This is a genomic window from Pseudomonas sp. SDO5215_S409 (assembly GCF_054071325.1).
In genome coordinates, this window is sequence record NZ_JBSVWN010000045.1 from 36,373 (window position 1) to 54,026 (window position 17,654).

General features: G+C 60.2%; 13 protein-coding genes. 2 read left to right on the forward strand and 11 right to left on the reverse strand.

Going from position 1 to position 17,654, the window contains the following annotated elements:
- Positions 1-3,897 carry a phosphoribosylformylglycinamidine synthase gene (purL, locus tag ACW9H9_RS20980; protein WP_457345056.1) on the reverse strand — a complete coding sequence of 1,299 codons (3,897 nt, stop codon included), beginning with the start codon at positions 3,895-3,897 and terminating at the stop codon, positions 1-3.
- A gap of 287 nt (positions 3,898-4,184) precedes the next feature.
- On the opposite strand from purL, the gene mltF reads away from it, so the two are divergent.
- Positions 4,185-5,645, forward strand: a complete 1,461-nt coding sequence (gene mltF / locus ACW9H9_RS20985; protein ID WP_457345057.1) for a membrane-bound lytic murein transglycosylase MltF — start codon at positions 4,185-4,187, stop codon at positions 5,643-5,645.
- A 66-nt stretch (positions 5,646-5,711) separates the two neighbouring features.
- Here the strand turns inward: mltF and ACW9H9_RS20990 are convergent, their stop codons facing one another.
- The 5 genes from ACW9H9_RS20990 to treP all read right to left on the reverse strand — a co-directional run bounded on the left by ACW9H9_RS20990 (position 5,712) and on the right by treP (position 13,188).
- Positions 5,712-6,005, reverse strand: a complete 294-nt coding sequence (locus tag ACW9H9_RS20990) for a PTS transporter subunit EIIB (protein ID WP_457345058.1) — start codon at positions 6,003-6,005, stop codon at positions 5,712-5,714.
- Between the two features lie 2 nt (positions 6,006-6,007).
- A complete protein-coding gene (ptsP, locus tag ACW9H9_RS20995; RefSeq protein WP_457345059.1) occupies positions 6,008-8,542 on the reverse strand; it encodes a phosphoenolpyruvate--protein phosphotransferase in 2,535 nt (844 codons plus the stop codon).
- A gap of 167 nt (positions 8,543-8,709) precedes the next feature.
- Positions 8,710-9,930, reverse strand: a complete 1,221-nt coding sequence (locus ACW9H9_RS21000; RefSeq protein ID WP_457345060.1) for a carbohydrate porin — start codon at positions 9,928-9,930, stop codon at positions 8,710-8,712.
- Between the two features lie 75 nt (positions 9,931-10,005).
- Positions 10,006-11,652, reverse strand: a complete 1,647-nt coding sequence (treC, locus tag ACW9H9_RS21005) for an alpha,alpha-phosphotrehalase (RefSeq protein WP_457345061.1) — start codon at positions 11,650-11,652, stop codon at positions 10,006-10,008.
- Positions 11,653-11,745: 93 nt separating this feature from the next.
- Positions 11,746-13,188: a PTS system trehalose-specific EIIBC component gene (gene treP / locus ACW9H9_RS21010; protein WP_457345062.1), complete on the reverse strand. Its 1,443-nt coding sequence runs from the start codon at positions 13,186-13,188 to the stop codon at positions 11,746-11,748.
- A 238-nt stretch (positions 13,189-13,426) separates the two neighbouring features.
- On the opposite strand from treP, the gene treR reads away from it, so the two are divergent.
- Complete coding sequence (gene treR / locus ACW9H9_RS21015; RefSeq protein ID WP_457345063.1) at positions 13,427-14,131, forward strand: trehalose operon repressor; 705 nt, start codon at positions 13,427-13,429, stop codon at positions 14,129-14,131.
- Positions 14,132-14,150: 19 nt separating this feature from the next.
- Here the strand turns inward: treR and ACW9H9_RS21020 are convergent, their stop codons facing one another.
- The 5 genes from ACW9H9_RS21020 to ACW9H9_RS21040 form a co-directional block, all read right to left on the reverse strand.
- Positions 14,151-14,876, reverse strand: coding sequence for a Fic/DOC family protein (locus tag ACW9H9_RS21020; RefSeq protein ID WP_457345064.1), 726 nt, complete (start codon positions 14,874-14,876; stop codon positions 14,151-14,153).
- Positions 14,869-15,549 carry a hypothetical protein gene (locus tag ACW9H9_RS21025; RefSeq protein ID WP_457345065.1) on the reverse strand — a complete coding sequence of 227 codons (681 nt, stop codon included), beginning with the start codon at positions 15,547-15,549 and terminating at the stop codon, positions 14,869-14,871. The genes ACW9H9_RS21020 and ACW9H9_RS21025 overlap by 8 nt, the downstream gene beginning before the upstream one ends.
- Before the next feature lie 245 nt (positions 15,550-15,794).
- Entirely contained in the window at positions 15,795-15,995 is a 201-nt protein-coding gene (locus ACW9H9_RS21030; RefSeq protein ID WP_457345066.1) for a transcriptional regulator, read from the reverse strand.
- Between the two features lie 34 nt (positions 15,996-16,029).
- The gene (locus ACW9H9_RS21035) at positions 16,030-16,737 is read right to left on the reverse strand and encodes a DarT1-associated NADAR antitoxin family protein (RefSeq protein ID WP_457345067.1); all 708 of its coding nucleotides are present in this window, start codon (positions 16,735-16,737) and stop codon (positions 16,030-16,032) included.
- A gap of 18 nt (positions 16,738-16,755) precedes the next feature.
- Positions 16,756-17,406 carry a DarT ssDNA thymidine ADP-ribosyltransferase family protein gene (locus ACW9H9_RS21040; protein WP_457345068.1) on the reverse strand — a complete coding sequence of 217 codons (651 nt, stop codon included), beginning with the start codon at positions 17,404-17,406 and terminating at the stop codon, positions 16,756-16,758.
- Positions 17,407-17,654: the final 248 nt, after the last annotated feature.

Here is a 17,654-nt window from a genome sequence, read left to right on the forward strand (position 1 = left end):
TCAGTTCACCCACACGCGGGCGTTGCGGAACATGCGCATCCAGGCGCCGTCTTCGTTCCACTCTTCCGGGCGCCACGAGTTCTGCACGGCGCGGAACACGCGCTCCGGGTGCGGCATCATGATGGTCACGCGGCCGTCGCGGCTGGTGAGGCCGGTGATCCCGCGCGGCGAACCGTTCGGGTTGGCCGGGTAGGTTTCGGTGACTTTGCCGTGGTTGTCGACAAACCGCAGGGCCACGGTGCCGGACAGGTCGGCTTCCAGCAACGCTTCTTCGCTGGCGAACTCGGCGTGGCCTTCACCGTGGGCGATGGCGATTGGCATACGCGAACCGGCCATGCCTTGCAGGAAGATCGAGTTGGACTCTTGCACCTGCACCATGGCCACACGGGCTTCGAACTGCTCGGAACGGTTACGCACGAAGTGCGGCCAGAACTCGCTGCCCGGGATCAACTCGCTCAGGTTGGACATCATCTGGCAACCGTTGCACACACCCAGGGTGAAGCTGTCGTTGCGCTCGAAGAAGCCCTGGAACGCATCGCGGGCACGGCGGTTGAACAGGGCCGACTTGGCCCAGCCTTCACCGGCACCCAGCACGTCGCCGTAGGAGAAACCGCCGCAGGCCACCAGGCCTTTGAACTCGTTGAGGTCGACGCGGCCAGCGAGGATGTCGCTCATGTGCACGTCGATCGCGTTGAAACCGGCGCGGTCGAACGCCGCCGCCATTTCCACCTGGCCGTTGACGCCCTGCTCACGCAGTACAGCCACTTGTGGGCGGATGCCTTTTTTGATGTAAGGCGCGGCGATGTCCTGGTTGACGTCAAAGCTGAGCTTGGTGCTCAGGCCCGGGTTGTCTTCTTCCAGGATCACGTCGAATTCCTGATCGGCGCAGTCGGCGTTGTCACGCAGGCGCTGGATCTGGAAGCTGGTTTCGGCCCACTGGCGTTGCAGCAGGCGGCGCTGGCCTTCAAACACGGTGTCGCCGTTGAAGACGATGTTGATTTCACCGTTGTTGATCGGTTGACCGATCACGGCCACGCAATCACCCAGGCCCGCGGCGCTGAATTGTGCGAGCACGTCGGGCGTGGCGTCCTGGCGAACCTGGATCACGGCGCCCAACTCTTCGTTGAACAGGATGCCGTTGATTTCGGACGCATCCTCGGCAACGCTGTCGAGCACGATGTTCAGGCCGCAGTGACCGGCAAAAGCCATCTCGACAACGCTGGTCAGCAAACCACCGTCGGAACGGTCATGATAAGCCAGCAGGTGGCCATCGGCGTTCAGGCCCTGGATCACAGCGAAGAAGGCCTTGAGGTCTTCGGCGTCGTCGACGTCCGGTGCCTGCTTGCCGAGCTTGCCGTGCACTTGGGCCAGGATCGAGGCGCCCATGCGGTTCTGGCCACGGCCCAGGTCGACCAGGATCAGGTCGGTGGTGCCTTTGTCCATGCGCAGTTGCGGGGTGAGGGTCTGGCGGACATCGGTGACCGGCGCAAAGCCGGTGACGATCAGCGACAGCGGCGAGGTGACGCTCTTGTCCGAACCATCTTCTTTCCAGCGGGTGGCCATGGACATGGAGTCCTTGCCCACCGGGATGGTCAGGCCCAGCTCAGGGCACAGTTCCATGCCCACAGCCTTGACGGTGTCGTACAGGCGCGCGTCTTCGCCCGGGTGGCCAGCGGCCGACATCCAGTTGGCCGACAGTTTGATGTCGGACAGCTTGCCAATGCGCGACGCGGCGATGTTGGTGAGGGTTTCACCAATGGCCATGCGGCCCGACGCCGGGGCGTCCAGCAAGGCCAGCGGCGTACGCTCGCCCATGGCCATGGCTTCGCCGGTGTACACGTCAAAGCTGGTGGCGGTGACGGCAACGTCGGCCACCGGCACCTGCCATGGGCCGACCATTTGGTCACGGGCCACCAGGCCTGTGATGGTGCGGTCGCCAATGGTAATCAAGAAGCTCTTGCTCGCCACGGCCGGGTGGTGCAACACGCGCTCGATGCTCTCGGACACGCTCAGGGTGCTTGGGTCGAAGTCATCGCCCAGCTCCGCTTCACGCACGGCCGAACGGTGCATGCGCGGGGCCTTGCCCAGCAGCACTTCGAGCGGCATGTCCACCGGGCTGTTGCCGAAGTGGCTGTCGGTGACGGTCAGTTGCGGCTCGGCAGTGGCGTCGCCGACCACGGCAAACGGGCAACGCTCGCGCTCGCAGATGGCCTCGAAGCGCGCAAAGTCTTCAGGGCCCACGGCCAGTACGTAGCGCTCCTGGGACTCGTTGCTCCAGATTTCGTGCGGGGCCATGCCCGGCTCGTCGTTGGGCACGTTGCGCAGTTCAAAACGGCCACCGCGGTCGCCGTCGTTGACCAGTTCCGGGAAGGCGTTGGACAAGCCACCCGCGCCCACGTCGTGGATGAAGCTGATCGGGTTTTTGTCGCCCAGTTGCCAGCAACGGTCGATGACTTCCTGGCAACGGCGTTCCATTTCCGGGTTTTCACGTTGGACCGAAGCGAAGTCCAGGTCCGCCGAGCTGGTGCCGGTGGCCATCGAAGACGCCGCGCCGCCGCCCAGGCCGATGAGCATCGCCGGGCCGCCAAGTACGATCAGCTTGGAGCCGACCACGATCTCGCCCTTTTTAACGTGCTCTTCGCGAATGTTGCCCATGCCGCCCGCGAGCATGATCGGCTTGTGGTAGCCGCGCACTTCGTCGCCACGCGGGGTGGTGATGGACTGCTCGAAGGTACGGAAGTAGCCGGTGAGGGCCGGACGCCCGAATTCGTTGTTGAACGCCGCGCCGCCCAGCGGGCCTTCGATCATGATGTCCAGCGCGGTCACGATGCGCTCGGGCTTGCCGTACGGCACTTCCCACGGCTGTTCGAAGCCCGGGATCTGCAGGTTGGACACGGTGAAACCGGTGAGGCCCGCCTTGGGCTTGGCGCCACGGCCGGTGGCACCTTCGTCGCGGATCTCGCCGCCCGACCCTGTGGCCGCGCCCGGGAACGGGGCGATCGCGGTCGGGTGGTTGTGGGTTTCAACCTTCATCAGGATGTGCACCGGCTCTTGCACCGCGCCGTACTGGCGGGTTTCAGGGTCCGGGAAGAAACGGCCGGCGACGTTGCCGACGATCACCGAGGCGTTGTCTTTATAAGCCGACAGCACGCCTTCGCTGTGCATCACGTAGGTGTTCTTGATCATGCCAAACAGGCTTTTATCCTGGCTTTGGCCGTCGATGTCCCAACTGGCGTTGAAGATCTTGTGGCGGCAGTGCTCGGAGTTGGCCTGGGCGAACATCATCAGTTCGATGTCGTGCGGGTTGCGCGCAAGGCCGGTGAAGGCGTTGACCAGGTAGTCGATCTCGTCTTCGGCCAGGGCCAGGCCCAGCTCGGTGTTGGCTTTTTCCAGCGCGGCGCGGCCACCGCCCAGTACGTCGACCGCGGTGAGCGGCCGTGGCTCGGCGTGGCTGAACAGACCGGCGGCCTGTTCCAGCTGGCTGACGATGATCTGGGTCATGCGGTCATGCAGGCTGCTGGCGATCAGCTCGGCCTGGGCATCGCTGAACTGGCCTGCGACATAAAAGGCGATCCCACGCTCCAGGCGCTGGATTTTGTCCAGGCCGCAGTTGCGGGCGATGTCACTGGCCTTGCTCGACCACGGCGAGATGGTGCCGAACCGTGGCAGAACCAGGAACAGGCGGCCAGTCGGCTCTTGAACAGGAACGCTGGGACCGTACTTCAGAAGGCGCGCCAGCACTTGCTGTTCGTCGGCGGTCAAAACGCCGGTAACGTCGGCGAAGTGAGCAAATTCAGCATACAGGCCAGTGACAGCTGGAACCTTTTGGCTCAGTTGCTCAAGGAGTTTGCTGTGGCGAAAGGCAGAAAGGGCAGGAGCGCCGCGCAGGATCAACATCTTCGGGACAGCCTCGGGAAGGGGGTGTGCTTTGAGGCCGTGCATTCTAGCGTAAACCGTCGCCAACGGCACCCGAAACGGCACGGGTGGCCGCTGCCGGGCGTCAGTTGGCACGGTTTGCCCCCTTCAAGGCGGCGACCAGCGGTAGCCGGGGCAGTTATTTTAACCGTCACAATCGCCCGCCAAGCACCGTTTCTGCGGGCTTGCGCCGTGTTTTGGGGGTGCTAGCAGACTCGCTCCCCACTGTCGAGATATGGCGCCGAGGGAGCTTTGCGTATACTGCGCCAATGTTCTCTTCGACGGTTCTACGCCTGCGAGGCGCCAAGTGGCTCTTCGTCATCGGACTCTTCCTGTTGCTCAGTGCCTGTGTCGATAAGCCCAGCACACTCGAGCGGATCAAGGAGGATGGCGTATTGCGGGTGATTACCCGAAATAGCCCGGCCACCTACTTTCAGGACCGCAACGGCGAAACCGGCTTTGAATACGAGCTGGTCAAGCGCTTTGCCGACGACCTGGGGGTCAAGCTTGAGATCCAGACCGCCGACAACCTGGACGACCTGTTCGGCCAGTTGGGCAAACCCAACGGCCCGGTATTGGCCGCCGCGGGCCTGGTGAGCAGTGCGCAGCGCAGCGAACAGGTGCGCTTCTCCCATCCTTACCTTGAAGTCACGCCGCAGATCATCTACCGCAACGGCGAATCTCGCCCCACGACGCCTGCGGACCTGGTCGGCAAGAAGATCATGGTGCTCAAGGGCAGCACCCACGCTGGGCAACTGGCGGAGCTTAAAAAGCAGAACCCCGCGATTGAATATGAAGAGTCCGACGCCGTTGAGGTGGTGGACCTGCTGCGTATGGTGGACGAAGGGCAGATCGACCTGACTCTGGTGGACTCCAACGAAGTGGCGATGAACCAGGTGTACTTCCCCAACGTGCGCGTGGCCTTCGACCTGGGCAATGCCAGCAACCAGAGCTGGGCCGTGGCGCAGGGCGAGGACAACAGCCTGCTCAACGAGGTCAACAGCTTTCTGGACAAGGTCGAGAAAAACGGCACGCTGCAGCGCCTCAAAGACCGCTATTACGGGCACGTCGATGTACTGGGTTATGTGGGCGCCTACACCTTCGCCCAGCACTTGCAGCAGCGGCTGCCCAAGTACGAGAAGCATTTCAAGACCTATGCCAAGGAAGAAAAAGTGGACTGGCGCCTGCTCGCCGCCATCGGTTACCAGGAATCGCTGTGGCAACCGGCCGTTACCTCCAAGACCGGCGTACGCGGCCTGATGATGCTGACCCAGAACACCGCGCAAGCGATGGGCGTGTCCAACCGGCTGGACGCCAAGCAAAGCATCATGGGCGGCGCCAAGTACCTGGCCAGGATCAAGGACGAGATGGACGACAAAATCGCCGAGCCAGACCGCACCTGGTTCGCGCTGGCGGCCTACAACGTCGGCACCGGCCATCTGGATGACGCGCGCAAGCTGGCCGAGAAAGAAGGCCTGAACCCCAACAAGTGGCTGGATGTGAAGAAAATGCTGCCGCGCCTGGCGCAAAAGCAGTGGTACAGCAAAACCCGCTACGGCTACGCCCGGGGCGGGGAGCCGGTGCATTTTGTGGCCAACATCCGGCGTTACTACGACATTCTCACCTGGGTGACGCAGCCGCAGCTGGAGGGCAACCAAGTAGTTGAAGGTAACCTGCATGTACCGGGCGTGGACAAGACCAAGCCCACCGAAGAAACCCCGCAGCTCTGAAACCATCGGGCAAAAAAAGGGTGGGAGGGGCATTGCCCACTCCCACCCTTTTTATGCCTTGACGGTTTAGAGGCCGGTGATCAGGTGCACGACACCGCCGCCCAACACCATCACCCCTGGCACACCGGCCGCTTTGAGTGCGGCCTCGTTCAAGTGCCCCGCGTCCTGCAGTTGCACCCGCACCCGCGTCAGCGCTACACGCTGGTGCGACGTGAGGTTGTCCGCCCCGCCCAACGCGCTCAGCACGGCAGGGTCCAGGTCGGTTTGCAAGGCCGCCGGGGCGGCGTTCACGCTTGAGGTGTCTTCTATTAAGTCTGGCGTCAGGGCCTTCCAGAACGCCCGCTGTATTTTTTCGAACATGCTCAGTTCTCCACAACCAAAGAGGTGTCGGCGATCGCCGCGTGATACTGGCTCAGCGCCTCGCGCACTTGCGCGGCTTCTTCCAGGCCCAGGATCTGGCGGGCGATGGATTGGCAGTCCGCCAGGTCCAGCTCGCGCACGGTGGCCTTGATGGTCGGGATCAGCGGTACGCTCACCGACAGCTCATCCACGCCCAGCCCGATCAACACCGGCACCGCCAGCGCTTCGGATGCCAGCGCGCCACACACGCCCACCCACTTGCCATGGGCGTGAGCCGCCTTGACGGTGGTGGCGATCAAGCGCAGTACCGACGGGTGGAAGCTGTCGGCCTGGCTGGCCAGGCGCGGGTGGTCGCGGTCCATTGCCAGGGTGTATTGGGTCAGGTCGTTGGTGCCAATGGAGAAAAAGTCCACGTGCGGCGCGAACACATCCGCCATCAGGGCCGCAGACGGCACCTCGATCATGATGCCCAGCTTGGGCAGTTCCTTGAGGCCCAGCACCTGCGCCTCCTCTTCCAGGATCTTGCGCGCCAGGTGCAGCTCGGAGAGCAGGCTGACCATCGGCAACATGATGTGCAGGCGGGCGAAGCCGGCACTGGCGAGAATCGCGCGAAATTGCTCGCGCAACAGCTCCGGGCGTTCCAGGCACAGGCGGATGCCGCGCAGGCCGAGGAAGGGGTTGGTTTCGGCGTCCATCGGCACATAGGCCAGCGGTTTGTCGCCGCCGACGTCCAGGGTGCGCACCACCAGGTTGCGATCAGCGCCCAGGGCGCGGGCGATGGACGTATAGGTCGCCGCCTGTTCGTCCGGGCTTGGCGCGCGGTTGCGGTCCAGGTAAAGGAACTCTGAACGCAGCAGGCCGACACCTTCGCCGCCCAAGGTCAGCGACTGCTCGACTTCTTGCAGCGAGGCGACGTTGGCCGTCACCTCAACGTGATGGCCGTCGCGCGTGACGGCGGCCAGTGCAGCCTGCTCCACTTCGCGCTGGCGGCGCAGCACTTGTTGCTGGCGCGTGGCTTGCAGTTGTTCGATCTCGGCCAGGTTCGGGTCCAGGTGCAACTCGCCCTTGTCGGCGTCGAGCAGCACTTGCTTGCCATCGGCCAGCCCGAGCACTTGCGCCGGCACACCACAGATGGCGGGCAGGCCCAGGGCACGGGCGAGGATCGCAACGTGGCTGGTGGCGCCGCCGCCTACGGTGACAAACCCCAGCACTTTGCGGGTGTCCAGGCCAGCGGTTTGCGAAGGGGTCAGTTGCTCGGCAATCAGGATCGACTGCTCGGGCAAGTCCCATGCGCTGTCTTTGACGCCAAGGATCAGCTTGAGCACGCGCTGGCCCACGTCGGCAAGGTCGGCGGCGCGCTCGGCGAGCAGCGTATTACCCAGGCCCTTGAACAGGGTGGCGGTGGCCACCGTGGCGCTGTTCCAGGCAAAAGCGGCGCTGCGGCCCTGGGCCAGTAACTCGTGGGCCTGCTCCAGCAGGGTCGGGTCTTCCAGCAGCTCTTGATGAGCCCGGAAGATTTCCGCCTGCGCGCCGCCCGCCGCCTTGGCCTGCAAGGCCAGCAGCGCTTCGTTCGCTTGCTGCAGCGCACGCGCCAAGGTGGCGCGCTCCACCGCTTCGCCGACGCCCGCTTCGGTGACGACCAACTCGGGCTCGGTCACCTGCACCACTTGGCCAAAGGCCGAACCCGGCGAGGCGCACACGCCACGCAACAGGGTTGCCGATGACACGGGGGCCGGCGCTTCGACTTTCTCCTCGGGTGCCGCGACGGTTTCGCCGCAGCCTTCGGCCAGCAGCGTGACCAACGCCTTGATCGCCGCTTCGGCGTCTTCGCCCGCCGCGCTCACCTGCAAGGTGTCGCCCTTGACGGTCTGCAACGCCATGATCGCCACCAGCGACTTGGCGTTGGCGCTCTGGGTTTGCTTGTGCAGGTAAATGCTGGCCTTGAACCCTTTGGCCGCCTGCGCCAATACCGCCGCCGGGCGGGCGTGCAGGCCGTTGGCGTTGGGCAGCGTCAATGGTTTGGAGAACAGGGCATCGCCCTCTTCTTCCTCTTCGGCTTGCTGGGCAACGCCCGCCGGGGTCAGTTGCAGCAACGGCTGACCGACTTCCACCACCGCAACGCCCGGTGTGAGCACGGTGAACGGCTCGCCGCTGGTGACCAGCACCAGGGTCAGCAGGCTGCGGGCATTGAGCGCCACGTAGTCGGCATCGAACTCAATCAACGTTTGCCCGGCCGTGACGCGCTGGCCTTCTTCGACCCGTCGGGTGAAGCCCTTGCCCGCCAGGTTGACGGTGTCCAGGCCAATGTGCATCAGCACCTGAACGCCTTGATCGTTGGTGACACTCACCGCATGACCACTGTCCTGAATGTTGCTGATCACCCCGTCCATGGGTGCGCAGAGGGCCTGCGAGGTCGGATCGATGCACACGCCGTCGCCAATCATGCGACTTGCGAACACCGGATCGGGCACCTGGTCCAGGGGCAAAAGCACCCCGGCCAACGGCGCCAGCAGTTCCAGGGGTTGGGTTGTGGTCATGACTTCACCTGCTGTTTTGTTCTTGAAAAATCGTTGAGCGCACGCAATGGCCCACTCACAAAAATCAAACGGTGGGCGCTGGCTTGCCTGCAACGGCACGGCCTCGGTTCCACGGCTACACCGAGCCGCCCGCACCGCAGGCAAGCCCGGCCCCTACAGAAAAGCGGTTACTTCCACCAGTACTCGACTTGCACACCAAAGTTGGAGCCGTGCAGCGCCGAGCCATAACTGCCGGTATCGGACAACGCCGACCCTGCCGCCAGTTCATTGGCTGCGCGCTTGGCCGCTTCGTTCCAGGCCGCGTAGGTGTAATACAAACGGATCTCAGGCCGCGCCCAGAACTCGGGGCCTTTGGGCGACCAGGTCGGGGCGAAGGTAAATTTGCTCAGCTTGCGTGTACCGCCGGTGGCCTCGACTTGATCGTGGCCCAACTCGGTGACCAGCTTGAACTGCTCGCTGATCGCGTAGGCCGGACGCACGCCGATCGACATCCACGTCTGGTCCTGGCTGCCCGGGCGAATATCCTTCTGGTACACGGCCTCGAACTGGCCGCCAAAACGCGGCGTCACTTGCCAGTCAAAAAACTCCACGGCGCGGTAGCTTTTGCTGGTGTTGTCCAGCGAGGTATCGCCGGTATAACCCAGGCCCGTGCCCGGCCCCTCACCGTACTGCAAGGCAAACTTGTTGCGCCCGCCCAGGAACGGTTTCTGCACGTGCTGCGCGGTAATCGCCCAGCCGCTGTTGGCTTCACGGCCACCGGCTTTTTCAATGTAGCTCAGGCCAAATTCCAACTCACCGTCGGTGTTGGTCTTAAAGCCCGCGACGTTGAAGTCGTGACGGGTGGCGTATTCCTTCTGGAACAGGTTGTCCTTGCGGGAAATCGCGTAGCTGTATTTCAAGTCGCCGATCTTCACGTCCTCGATACCACCGCCGGTGGCGCTCTGGTTCCAGTAGTAGAAGTCGGAGATGTGGATGTCATTTCGCTTGTAGTAACGACGCCCGGCCCACAGCGAACCCCCGTTGAGACTCGGCAGGTTCGACCACTGTGCATACATTTGCGGCATGCGGGCCGAGCCGTTGTTTTCGCCCTGGAACTTCAAGGCGCGGTCGTACTGGTTGTACAGCGACGCCATCGCATCCACGCTCAGGACCGAACCGTCGTCGAGGGTCAGCAGGTCCTGGCGCAACTCAAGCTCCGCATACTGTTCACATTCGTTACCCAGCCGGTATTTGGCTTGTGCGCCGGGCAGCTGGAAACACTGTTGCTTGCCGCTACCGGTCGAGGTGCCCGCGCCGCTGCGCAGGTAACCGGCGAATTCCAGTGCTTGAGCTGCCATGGGCAGGGTCAGGCACGATGCAATGAGTCCCAGCTTTATTGTTGTTTTCATGAAGCACTCCGATATTTTTATTATGTTTTTTTGAAGCATCCCCTGCGCTCCCACACAGGGGGGTACAGCCAGGTCTCAGTCCTTGAGGTGCAACACAATGGATTCGTAAGGCCGCAAGGCGACCGTGCCCGTACGCACCGGGCAGTCGGGGTAGTTGCTGATCAGCAGGCGTTGTTCGCTCTTGGCTGTCAGCAAGCCTTCGGGTAGCTGGATTTCACACGGCGCGGCATAGAAGTTGTTCAACACCAGCAGGCGCTCGCCGTGACCTTCACGCAGGTAGGCCCAGACCTGCGGATGCTCGGGCAGCAGCTCGCGGTACACACCTTGCTGGATCAGCGGTTCGTGACGGCGCAGCGCGATCAGCGCGCGGTAGTGGTGCAGCACCGAGTCCGGGTCGTCCAGCTGGCTTTCGACGTTGATCTGCGCGGCGTTGGCCGGAATGCCGATCCACGGCTCGCCGCTGCTGAAACCGGCATTGGCGCCTGCGGTCCACTGCATCGGCGTGCGGCCGTTGTCGCGAGACTTCTGCATGATCGCCGCCATGCTCTGGGCCTCGGACTCTCCGGCTTCGCACTTGAGACGGAAGATGTTGAGCGTCTCCACATCGCGGTACTGCTCGATGTCGTCAAACCCCGGGTTGGTCATGCCCAACTCTTCGCCCTGGTACACATAGGGCGTGCCCTGCAAAAAGTGCAGCGCGGTGGCGAGCATCTTGGCCGACACCACGCGGTGTTCGCCGTCGTCACCAAAACGCGACACCACCCGTGGCTGGTCGTGGTTACACCAGAACAGCGCGTTCCAACCGCCGCCGGCCTGCATGCCCAGTTGCCAGTCAGAAAAGATCTTTTTGAGTTGCAGGAAATCGAAGTCGGCCTTCACCCACTTTTGCAGGTTCGGGTAGTCCACTTTCAGGTGATGAAAGTTGAAGGTCATGGACAGTTCTTTGGACTCGGGACGCGAGTAACGAATGCAGTGCTCAAGGCTGGTGGAGGACATCTCGCCCACGTTGATCAGCTCATGGCCCTCGAAGACTTCGCGGTGCATTTCCTGCAGGTATTGGTGCACATTCGGGCCGTCGGTGTAGAAACGGCGGCCGTCGGTGTGGTCTTCCGGGAAGTCGGCGGGCTTGGAGATGAGGTTGATCACGTCCAGGCGGAAACCGCCCACGCCCTTGTCACGCCAGAAGCGCATCAGCTTGAACACTTCAGCGCGGACCTGGGGGTTGTCCCAGTTGAGGTCGGCCTGGGTGTGGTCGAACAGGTGCAGGAAATACTGGCCGGTTTGTGCCTCGTATTCCCAGGCCGAGCCGCCGAACTTGGATTCCCAATTGTTCGGCTGGTCGCGCCAGATATAGAAGTCGCGGTAAGGGTTGTCGAGGCTGCTGCGCGCCTGCTGGAACCACTCGTGTTCGATGGACGTGTGGTTGACCACGATGTCGAGCATCAGCTTGATGCCGCGCTTGCCCGCTTCCTGAATCAGCAGGTCGCAGTCGGCCATGGTGCCGTAGCTGGGGTCGATGGCGTAGTAGTCACTGATGTCGTAACCGTTGTCGCGCTGGGGCGAGCGCAGGAACGGGGTGATCCACAAGCAGTCAACGCCCAGCCATTTGAGGTAATCGAGTTTGTCCACGATACCCAGCAGGTCACCGGTGGCATTACCCGCATGGCTGTGGAAGCTTTTCGGGTAGATCTGGTAGATCACCGAGTGTTGCCAGTCTTGCATGGTGGGTTCCTTCAGTTGAATGGTGTGCACGCTGTGCGCGGGCAAGCCGGCTCCCACCGTTGGGTGTGGGAGCGGGCGTGTGGAGCCGAGGGATCAGGCGACCTTGAAGCCCGGCCGAACGATTTTCATGCTCAGTGCACAGGTCACGACAAACGGCACGATAATCGCGATGACCATCCCGATCACAAAGCTTGGGATGTACTGCGGAATGATCGAGATAAAGCCGGGCAAACCGCCCACCCCGATGGCCGAGGCCTGGACCTTGTTCAGCGACAGGAAGATGCTACCCAGCGCCGAGCCCAGCAGAGCGGCATAGAACGGAAACTTGTAGCGCAGGTTGACCCCGAACATCGCAGGTTCCGTGATGCCGAAGTAGGCGGAAATCGCCGAGGTAGAGGCCATGCTTTTGTCCCGCGCATTGCGTGCGGTGTAGAACACCGCCAGTGCCGCACTGCCTTGGGCCAGGTTGGACATGACGATCATCGGCCAGATGAACGTGCCGCCTTGGGAAGAGATCAGTTGCAGGTCGACGGCGAGGAACATGTGGTGCATGCCGGTGATTACCAGCGGTGCATACAGCAGGCCGAAAATCGCCCCGCCCACCATCGGCGCCAGGTCAAACAGGGTGACCACGCCTTGAGTGATCAGGATGCCCAGGTGACGGGTCACCGGGCCGATGACCGCCAGCGCCAAGACGCCGGTGACCACGATGGTGGTGATGGGCACTACCAGCAATTGGATGGCATTCGGCACACGGGCCCGCAGCCATTTTTCAATCACGCTCATGACGAAGGCAGCCATCAGGATCGGCAGGATCTGGCCCTGGTAGCCGACTTTTTCGATCTTGAACCAGCCAAAAATATCGAAGTACGGCAGGCTTGCCCCGTCGATACCGGCGACCGCCTTGCCGTAGTTCCAGGCGTTGAGCAGGTCGGGGTGCACCAGCATCAGGCCCAGCACGATGCCGAGGATTTCACTGCCGCCAAACCGCTTGGCCGCCGACCACCCCACCAATGCCGGCAGGAAGACGAAGGACGTGTTGGCCATGAGGTTGATCAGGCTCCACAAACCATCCAGGTTCGGGTAGGCATCGAGCAGCGTCTTGCCCTCGATGAACATGCCCTTGGCACCCATCAGGTTGTTGACGCCCATGAGCAGACCGGCGATCACCAGCGCCGGGAGGATAGGCATGAACACGTCGGAGAACACGCGCACCAAACGCTGCATGGCGTTGGTTTTGTCCGCGCCTTTTTGCTTGACGTCAGCGATAGTGGACACGGCCAGGCCGGTTTCCTGGCGCAGGGCGGCGTAGACTTTCTCTACTTCGCCCGGGCCGATGACGATCTGGAACAGGCCGCCGGTGAAGAACGAGCCCTTGACCAGATCGATCTGGTTCAACTCGGGGCTCTTGGCCAGGCTCGGATCCTTGAGCGCCAGACGCAGGCGGGTAACGCAGTGGGCAGCTTGCTCGAGGTTTTCCTTGCCTCCGAGGTTCTTGAGAATCTCGCGGGCAATATTCTGATAGTCGTGGCTCATGCTTGATATTCCACTTGGATTTTTTGTTATGGGGGCAGTCGTTGGCAGCACGCCGAAGCCAAAAGTACTCGTCTGTACGAGTTAAAGCAATAACTCGTCTGTACGAGTTATTAATTGTCTGTTTTCCTGCCCCGCGAGTCAGGCATCGCCCTGCCCAAAAACAGGTCGAATGGACAAACCTGACCACTGGCACTATGGTTCCAGCCTTGACCGCCAACGTGGCACAGAGCCCTCACCCATGAGTAAATACAACCAGATCTACACCGATCTGCTTGCCAGCATCACCACAGAACGCCTGCAACGCGGTACTCGACTCCCCTCCGAAACCGAACTGATGGACGCCTACCAGGCCAGCCGCGGTACGGTGCGCCGGGCGATCGAGCAGCTTCAGGAACGCGGGTTTGCGCAAAAAATCCACGGCAAGGGCACCTTCGTGCTGTCCCCCAACCCTATTGAATTCCAATTGGGCGGGATCGTCAGTTTCCACGAAACCCACGCCAACCTGGGCGACGACGTACACACCGAAGTCGTGGAATTTACCCAATTCCCGCTGTCCGGCTCGTTGCTGCAACACATCGAAGCCGAGCCCGGCAGCCTGATCACACGCATCAAACGGGTGCGCCGCATCGATGGCAAACGCGTGATCCTGGACATCAACCACTTCGTCGCCGACCTGATCCCGGGCCTGGACCGCACGATTGCACAGCAGTCGATCTACGCGTTCATCGAAAAAACCCTGGAACTGCAGATCAGCTACGCACAGCGCACCATCGAAGCCCTGCCCCGCAGCAAGGACGATCAGATACACCTGGACCTTGAAGGGCAAAGCCACGTGATTGTGGTGAGTAACCAGACGTTTTTTCAGGACGGGCGACAGTTCGAGTACACCGAGTCGCGGCATACACTGGATAAGTTTTACTTTTCGGATATTGCGCGGCGGTGAGGTGCCCACCGGGGGTGGGTCAGTCGATCGTGTAGGCTCTGCGCTGATCAAAATCCTGATACTTGCGGGAAACAACGGGGTCATCAAAAGAGCCTTCGACTGTGTCCGTCGACACCAGCCCGTTAAGCCCCTTGACCGAGTGGATCGCCACCTCCCACGCGCCCGGCGCCAGCGGCGGCTCGATGAAGCCCTTCAAATACGCGTCAAGAATCCCTTTATCGGGTGTTTCGATCTCGGCACTCAGCGCTGAAAGATAAGCGGGCTTATCGGTTCGGCTCCAGTTGATGGAAAAGCCGGCTCGGCTGCACAACACCGAATGAATCACGAGCATCGTGCGGCCATTCCCGTCCAGAAACGGGTGACCGTACGCGAAAAACCCCATTACAACCCCAGGCGAGCGCCTGAGCAGCACCTTGTCGTGCCCAAGACGAAGGCCCTCCTCCACCGCTCTTTTTGCGTGCGAAGGCGGGCAAAAGCAAGTGCCGCCTTTGGAAATGGCCAAGCCCGGTGAAGTGCTTTCCCTGTCCGTGCCCGCCCAAGGATAAAAGTCGCCAAAGAGCAGCTTATGAACGTGCAGGAAGTCGCCGTACGTCACCTTTCGCTGCTTTTCCAGATAAGCCATTGCATCTGGCAAATTGGCGGTGAACAGATCGTGTTCCAGCTGTTTGACGATGTTGAGGTCTTTTTCCCCCACGACATTTCTGAGGTAGCCTTTCGACTCGAAGTCTTTGAACGGGTCAAACACGTTGTTTTTCCCGCAAGTAATTGGTCAATAAATGAACCGCTTCGAGCCCCGTGACTTTCTTTTCTTTTTTCAACGCAATCACCAGGTTTTCAATCGCATCGGTGTGCACATCATCCCCGGCCAGACGCGAGACATTCTGCGCCCACTCGTCTGCGTACGTCCTGACATAGGCAACCTGATATGACTCAGCCAGATCCAACACATAGCGACGCAGGCCAGACGTGGGAATGATCAAGGCACCGGTTTTGGGGTGACGCCTTACGGAGCTTTTCACTTTACGGGAAAGCCCCAACTCGTTGACGTAAACCACCGAGCGCCCCCCCAGCGACAACTTGCGACGGATACGACGATTGCCTTTTACACAGACTGTCGCCTCCTGCGGGACCACACCATCTTCAGCCATGGCAACGCAGGCACTCACACCCAGGCGCTGAAAGAGCTCAACGGCGAGCGCTTCAAGACCGGCAGCAGGAGTGACAGCCCCTGTGCCGGAATCGCGGGCAGCTTTTGCGTATACGCCCACCCCCATGCGCACGATCACACCTTTGTTGAGCAGCTCATCCAGCGCGACCGAAACCTGTGAGTGACTGCCAAGAGGCGCAACATCCGCGCGCAGGATCACATTACCCGGCGTGCAATTGATGGCTTGTTGAAGGCGGTCTTCCAGTTTCATGTACCGATCTCTGGAGGGTCTAGGGAGGCAGAAAGTCGTTGAGTGTTTTTTCTGAGATCCGAGTATGGGCAAGCTTAGGGTGTTGTCCAACGCTTTTGATGCTGGCTGTCAGATACACAGCTCTCCCGCCTCATAGGAGGCTAAGCTAGGATAACTCCCACTCTATTGTTAACAACGCAATAAATCCAAGCAATATCAGTAGCTTACAAACAGACACACTCTCAAGACCATGAAATATGCCATGCTCAGCTATGCAATCGATAGCTTGCTGCATTGGCAAGACTCCACCCCTCATTTCCCCCGAACGCCTTGGCCATCTGTCGCAGTATTATGGCCAGCTCGGCCGAGTCGCCGTTACGGCGCACTTCGGTCAGCAGCTCGGCCGCATAGCTCGGATCAGCGTGGAACTGCTCGACCATTGCCTCGTCATGTGATCGTTCTTTCATTGGTGCCATCCTCTATGTTGAGGGGTGGTACAGTCTAGTTCAACAAGTCTCCTTGAATGCTATCGTCGCGATGCGTATTACTAATCTTTGTGCTTTCCAATATCTTCAGAAAGGTCTCTTTCGAACTAGCTGCCTGCTCAAGTAGGCCCCGGTATTCAAGCGCAATGAAAAGTGCTACTGAGTACGCTTGGCAATTTAGCGAACGCTCTGGATTGAACTCAATATCTGTAAACGCTGAATAGTTTTTTAACTGACTTGCGATTGTTGGATGCTTTTTTAGTGCGTTGATATAGAGCCAATCGTAGAATGCTGTGGTGGGTTCAAGCGGCCATTCAGTACCAAAAAACTGAAAACCTGTGAGTCTCCCAGACGATCTTAACCGCAAATCTTTCTTGGCTTCACGAGATGTGAGGGAAAAAATATCGCGAAAAGGGCCACCACTCTCAAAAACCTTGCTGCCCTGAAATGCGCACTCGACACTGAACGTCAGGTTATTTTTGAGAGTGGTAATGGTGAGATTAAAAGCACTGAGAGCGATACCGAGATCAAGTTTCGATTTGCTAGAAACCTCTAATACGTCGATTAGAGTGGGGAATTGATCCTCGGCGGCCTGATGTAGAGATTCAACAGATTTCTGCTTCTGAGATGCTGATAACCCAGGAAACCATTTGAACTCCACGTGTCTAGTTTCTACTAGCGTAGGTCCCGTGCAGGTAGGGATGAAAACGGGTCTAGAAGCCATAAAAATCCTATATTTTCCTCAACCCCATGTCCGATCATATTTTCGGCTTGCAAACATCCCTTTGTTGTTTGCATGCACGTAGGCCTTTCGTTCACCTAGCAAATAGGCGTGAGCATCACGGACAGGGGCCTTTTCATAGATTACCCCGACAATGTACTGTGGCTCGATCACATCGAACACCAAAACCTCAGCTTGCACGTCGGTGGGGTCCGATATTTTTAATCGCTGCTCCGTCCGCCCTAAGCCCCCCTCGATTTCATCAAACATACCGAGTAGAGATTCTGGCGTCATTAGCTCCTGTAGGGGACGGCAGCTAATCCGGCCATCAGCAGCATTATGCTTGCAGAATGCGCAATCTTTGGTCCACAAAATACTGGGGTGAAGAACCAGGATTACCCAATCAATGAGGGGTTCGGCCATCCTGTACTTGTACAACATCTGGCTATTGGGGAAACCGATGGAGACGGAATTACTATCCCGGTGGCCGTCAAGTCGCAACTGATCGTTGGTCTGAGGAGCTAAGCCGACCTCATGCGCCCTTCCTATTGGGTAAAGCCCATGCTGAAGGATTGCAGGAAGGTTCGATGCTCGCGTGAAATGAAGGAGGTAAGGGATACCACGAGCGTTGGAATGCGCTTGAATTGCCTGCCTTGGCATAATCTCCACCATGATGGCTAATAGCTATGATTTCAGTCCGAGGCTAACCCAAATCAGAGCTGGCGTCCACGATGTCAAGGTGGTGCCATGAAAAAGTGAGCGTTGGGCTGAACAGGAACCCGAACGATTAAACATTGCTCGTGGTTTAGCTATGTGGATTGAGCAACCTATTGGGCTGCTCATCGCACGTTGAATTCGGTTTAGTTAGGGAAATCCTGAAGAAGACTTCCAAATATGGTGAAATACGCCGATCCCGTTGC

Coding starts and splice junctions, on each gene's coding strand:
- purL (WP_457345056.1), bottom strand. CDS start 3,897: ATGTTGATCCTGCGCGGCGCTCCTGCCCTTTCTGCCTTTCGCCACAGC.
- ptsP (WP_457345059.1), bottom strand. CDS start 8,542: ATGACCACAACCCAACCCCTGGAACTGCTGGCGCCGTTGGCCGGGGTG.
- treP (WP_457345062.1), bottom strand. CDS start 13,188: ATGAGCCACGACTATCAGAATATTGCCCGCGAGATTCTCAAGAACCTC.
- ACW9H9_RS21035 (WP_457345067.1), bottom strand. CDS start 16,737: ATGGCTTCTAGACCCGTTTTCATCCCTACCTGCACGGGACCTACGCTA.
- ACW9H9_RS20990 (WP_457345058.1), bottom strand. CDS start 6,005: ATGTTCGAAAAAATACAGCGGGCGTTCTGGAAGGCCCTGACGCCAGAC.
- ACW9H9_RS21025 (WP_457345065.1), bottom strand. CDS start 15,549: ATGAAACTGGAAGACCGCCTTCAACAAGCCATCAATTGCACGCCGGGT.
- treC (WP_457345061.1), bottom strand. CDS start 11,652: ATGCAAGACTGGCAACACTCGGTGATCTACCAGATCTACCCGAAAAGC.
- ACW9H9_RS21000 (WP_457345060.1), bottom strand. CDS start 9,930: ATGAAAACAACAATAAAGCTGGGACTCATTGCATCGTGCCTGACCCTG.
- ACW9H9_RS21040 (WP_457345068.1), bottom strand. CDS start 17,406: ATGGTGGAGATTATGCCAAGGCAGGCAATTCAAGCGCATTCCAACGCT.
- treR (WP_457345063.1), top strand. CDS start 13,427: ATGAGTAAATACAACCAGATCTACACCGATCTGCTTGCCAGCATCACC.
- mltF (WP_457345057.1), top strand. CDS start 4,185: ATGTTCTCTTCGACGGTTCTACGCCTGCGAGGCGCCAAGTGGCTCTTC.
- ACW9H9_RS21030 (WP_457345066.1), bottom strand. CDS start 15,995: ATGAAAGAACGATCACATGACGAGGCAATGGTCGAGCAGTTCCACGCT.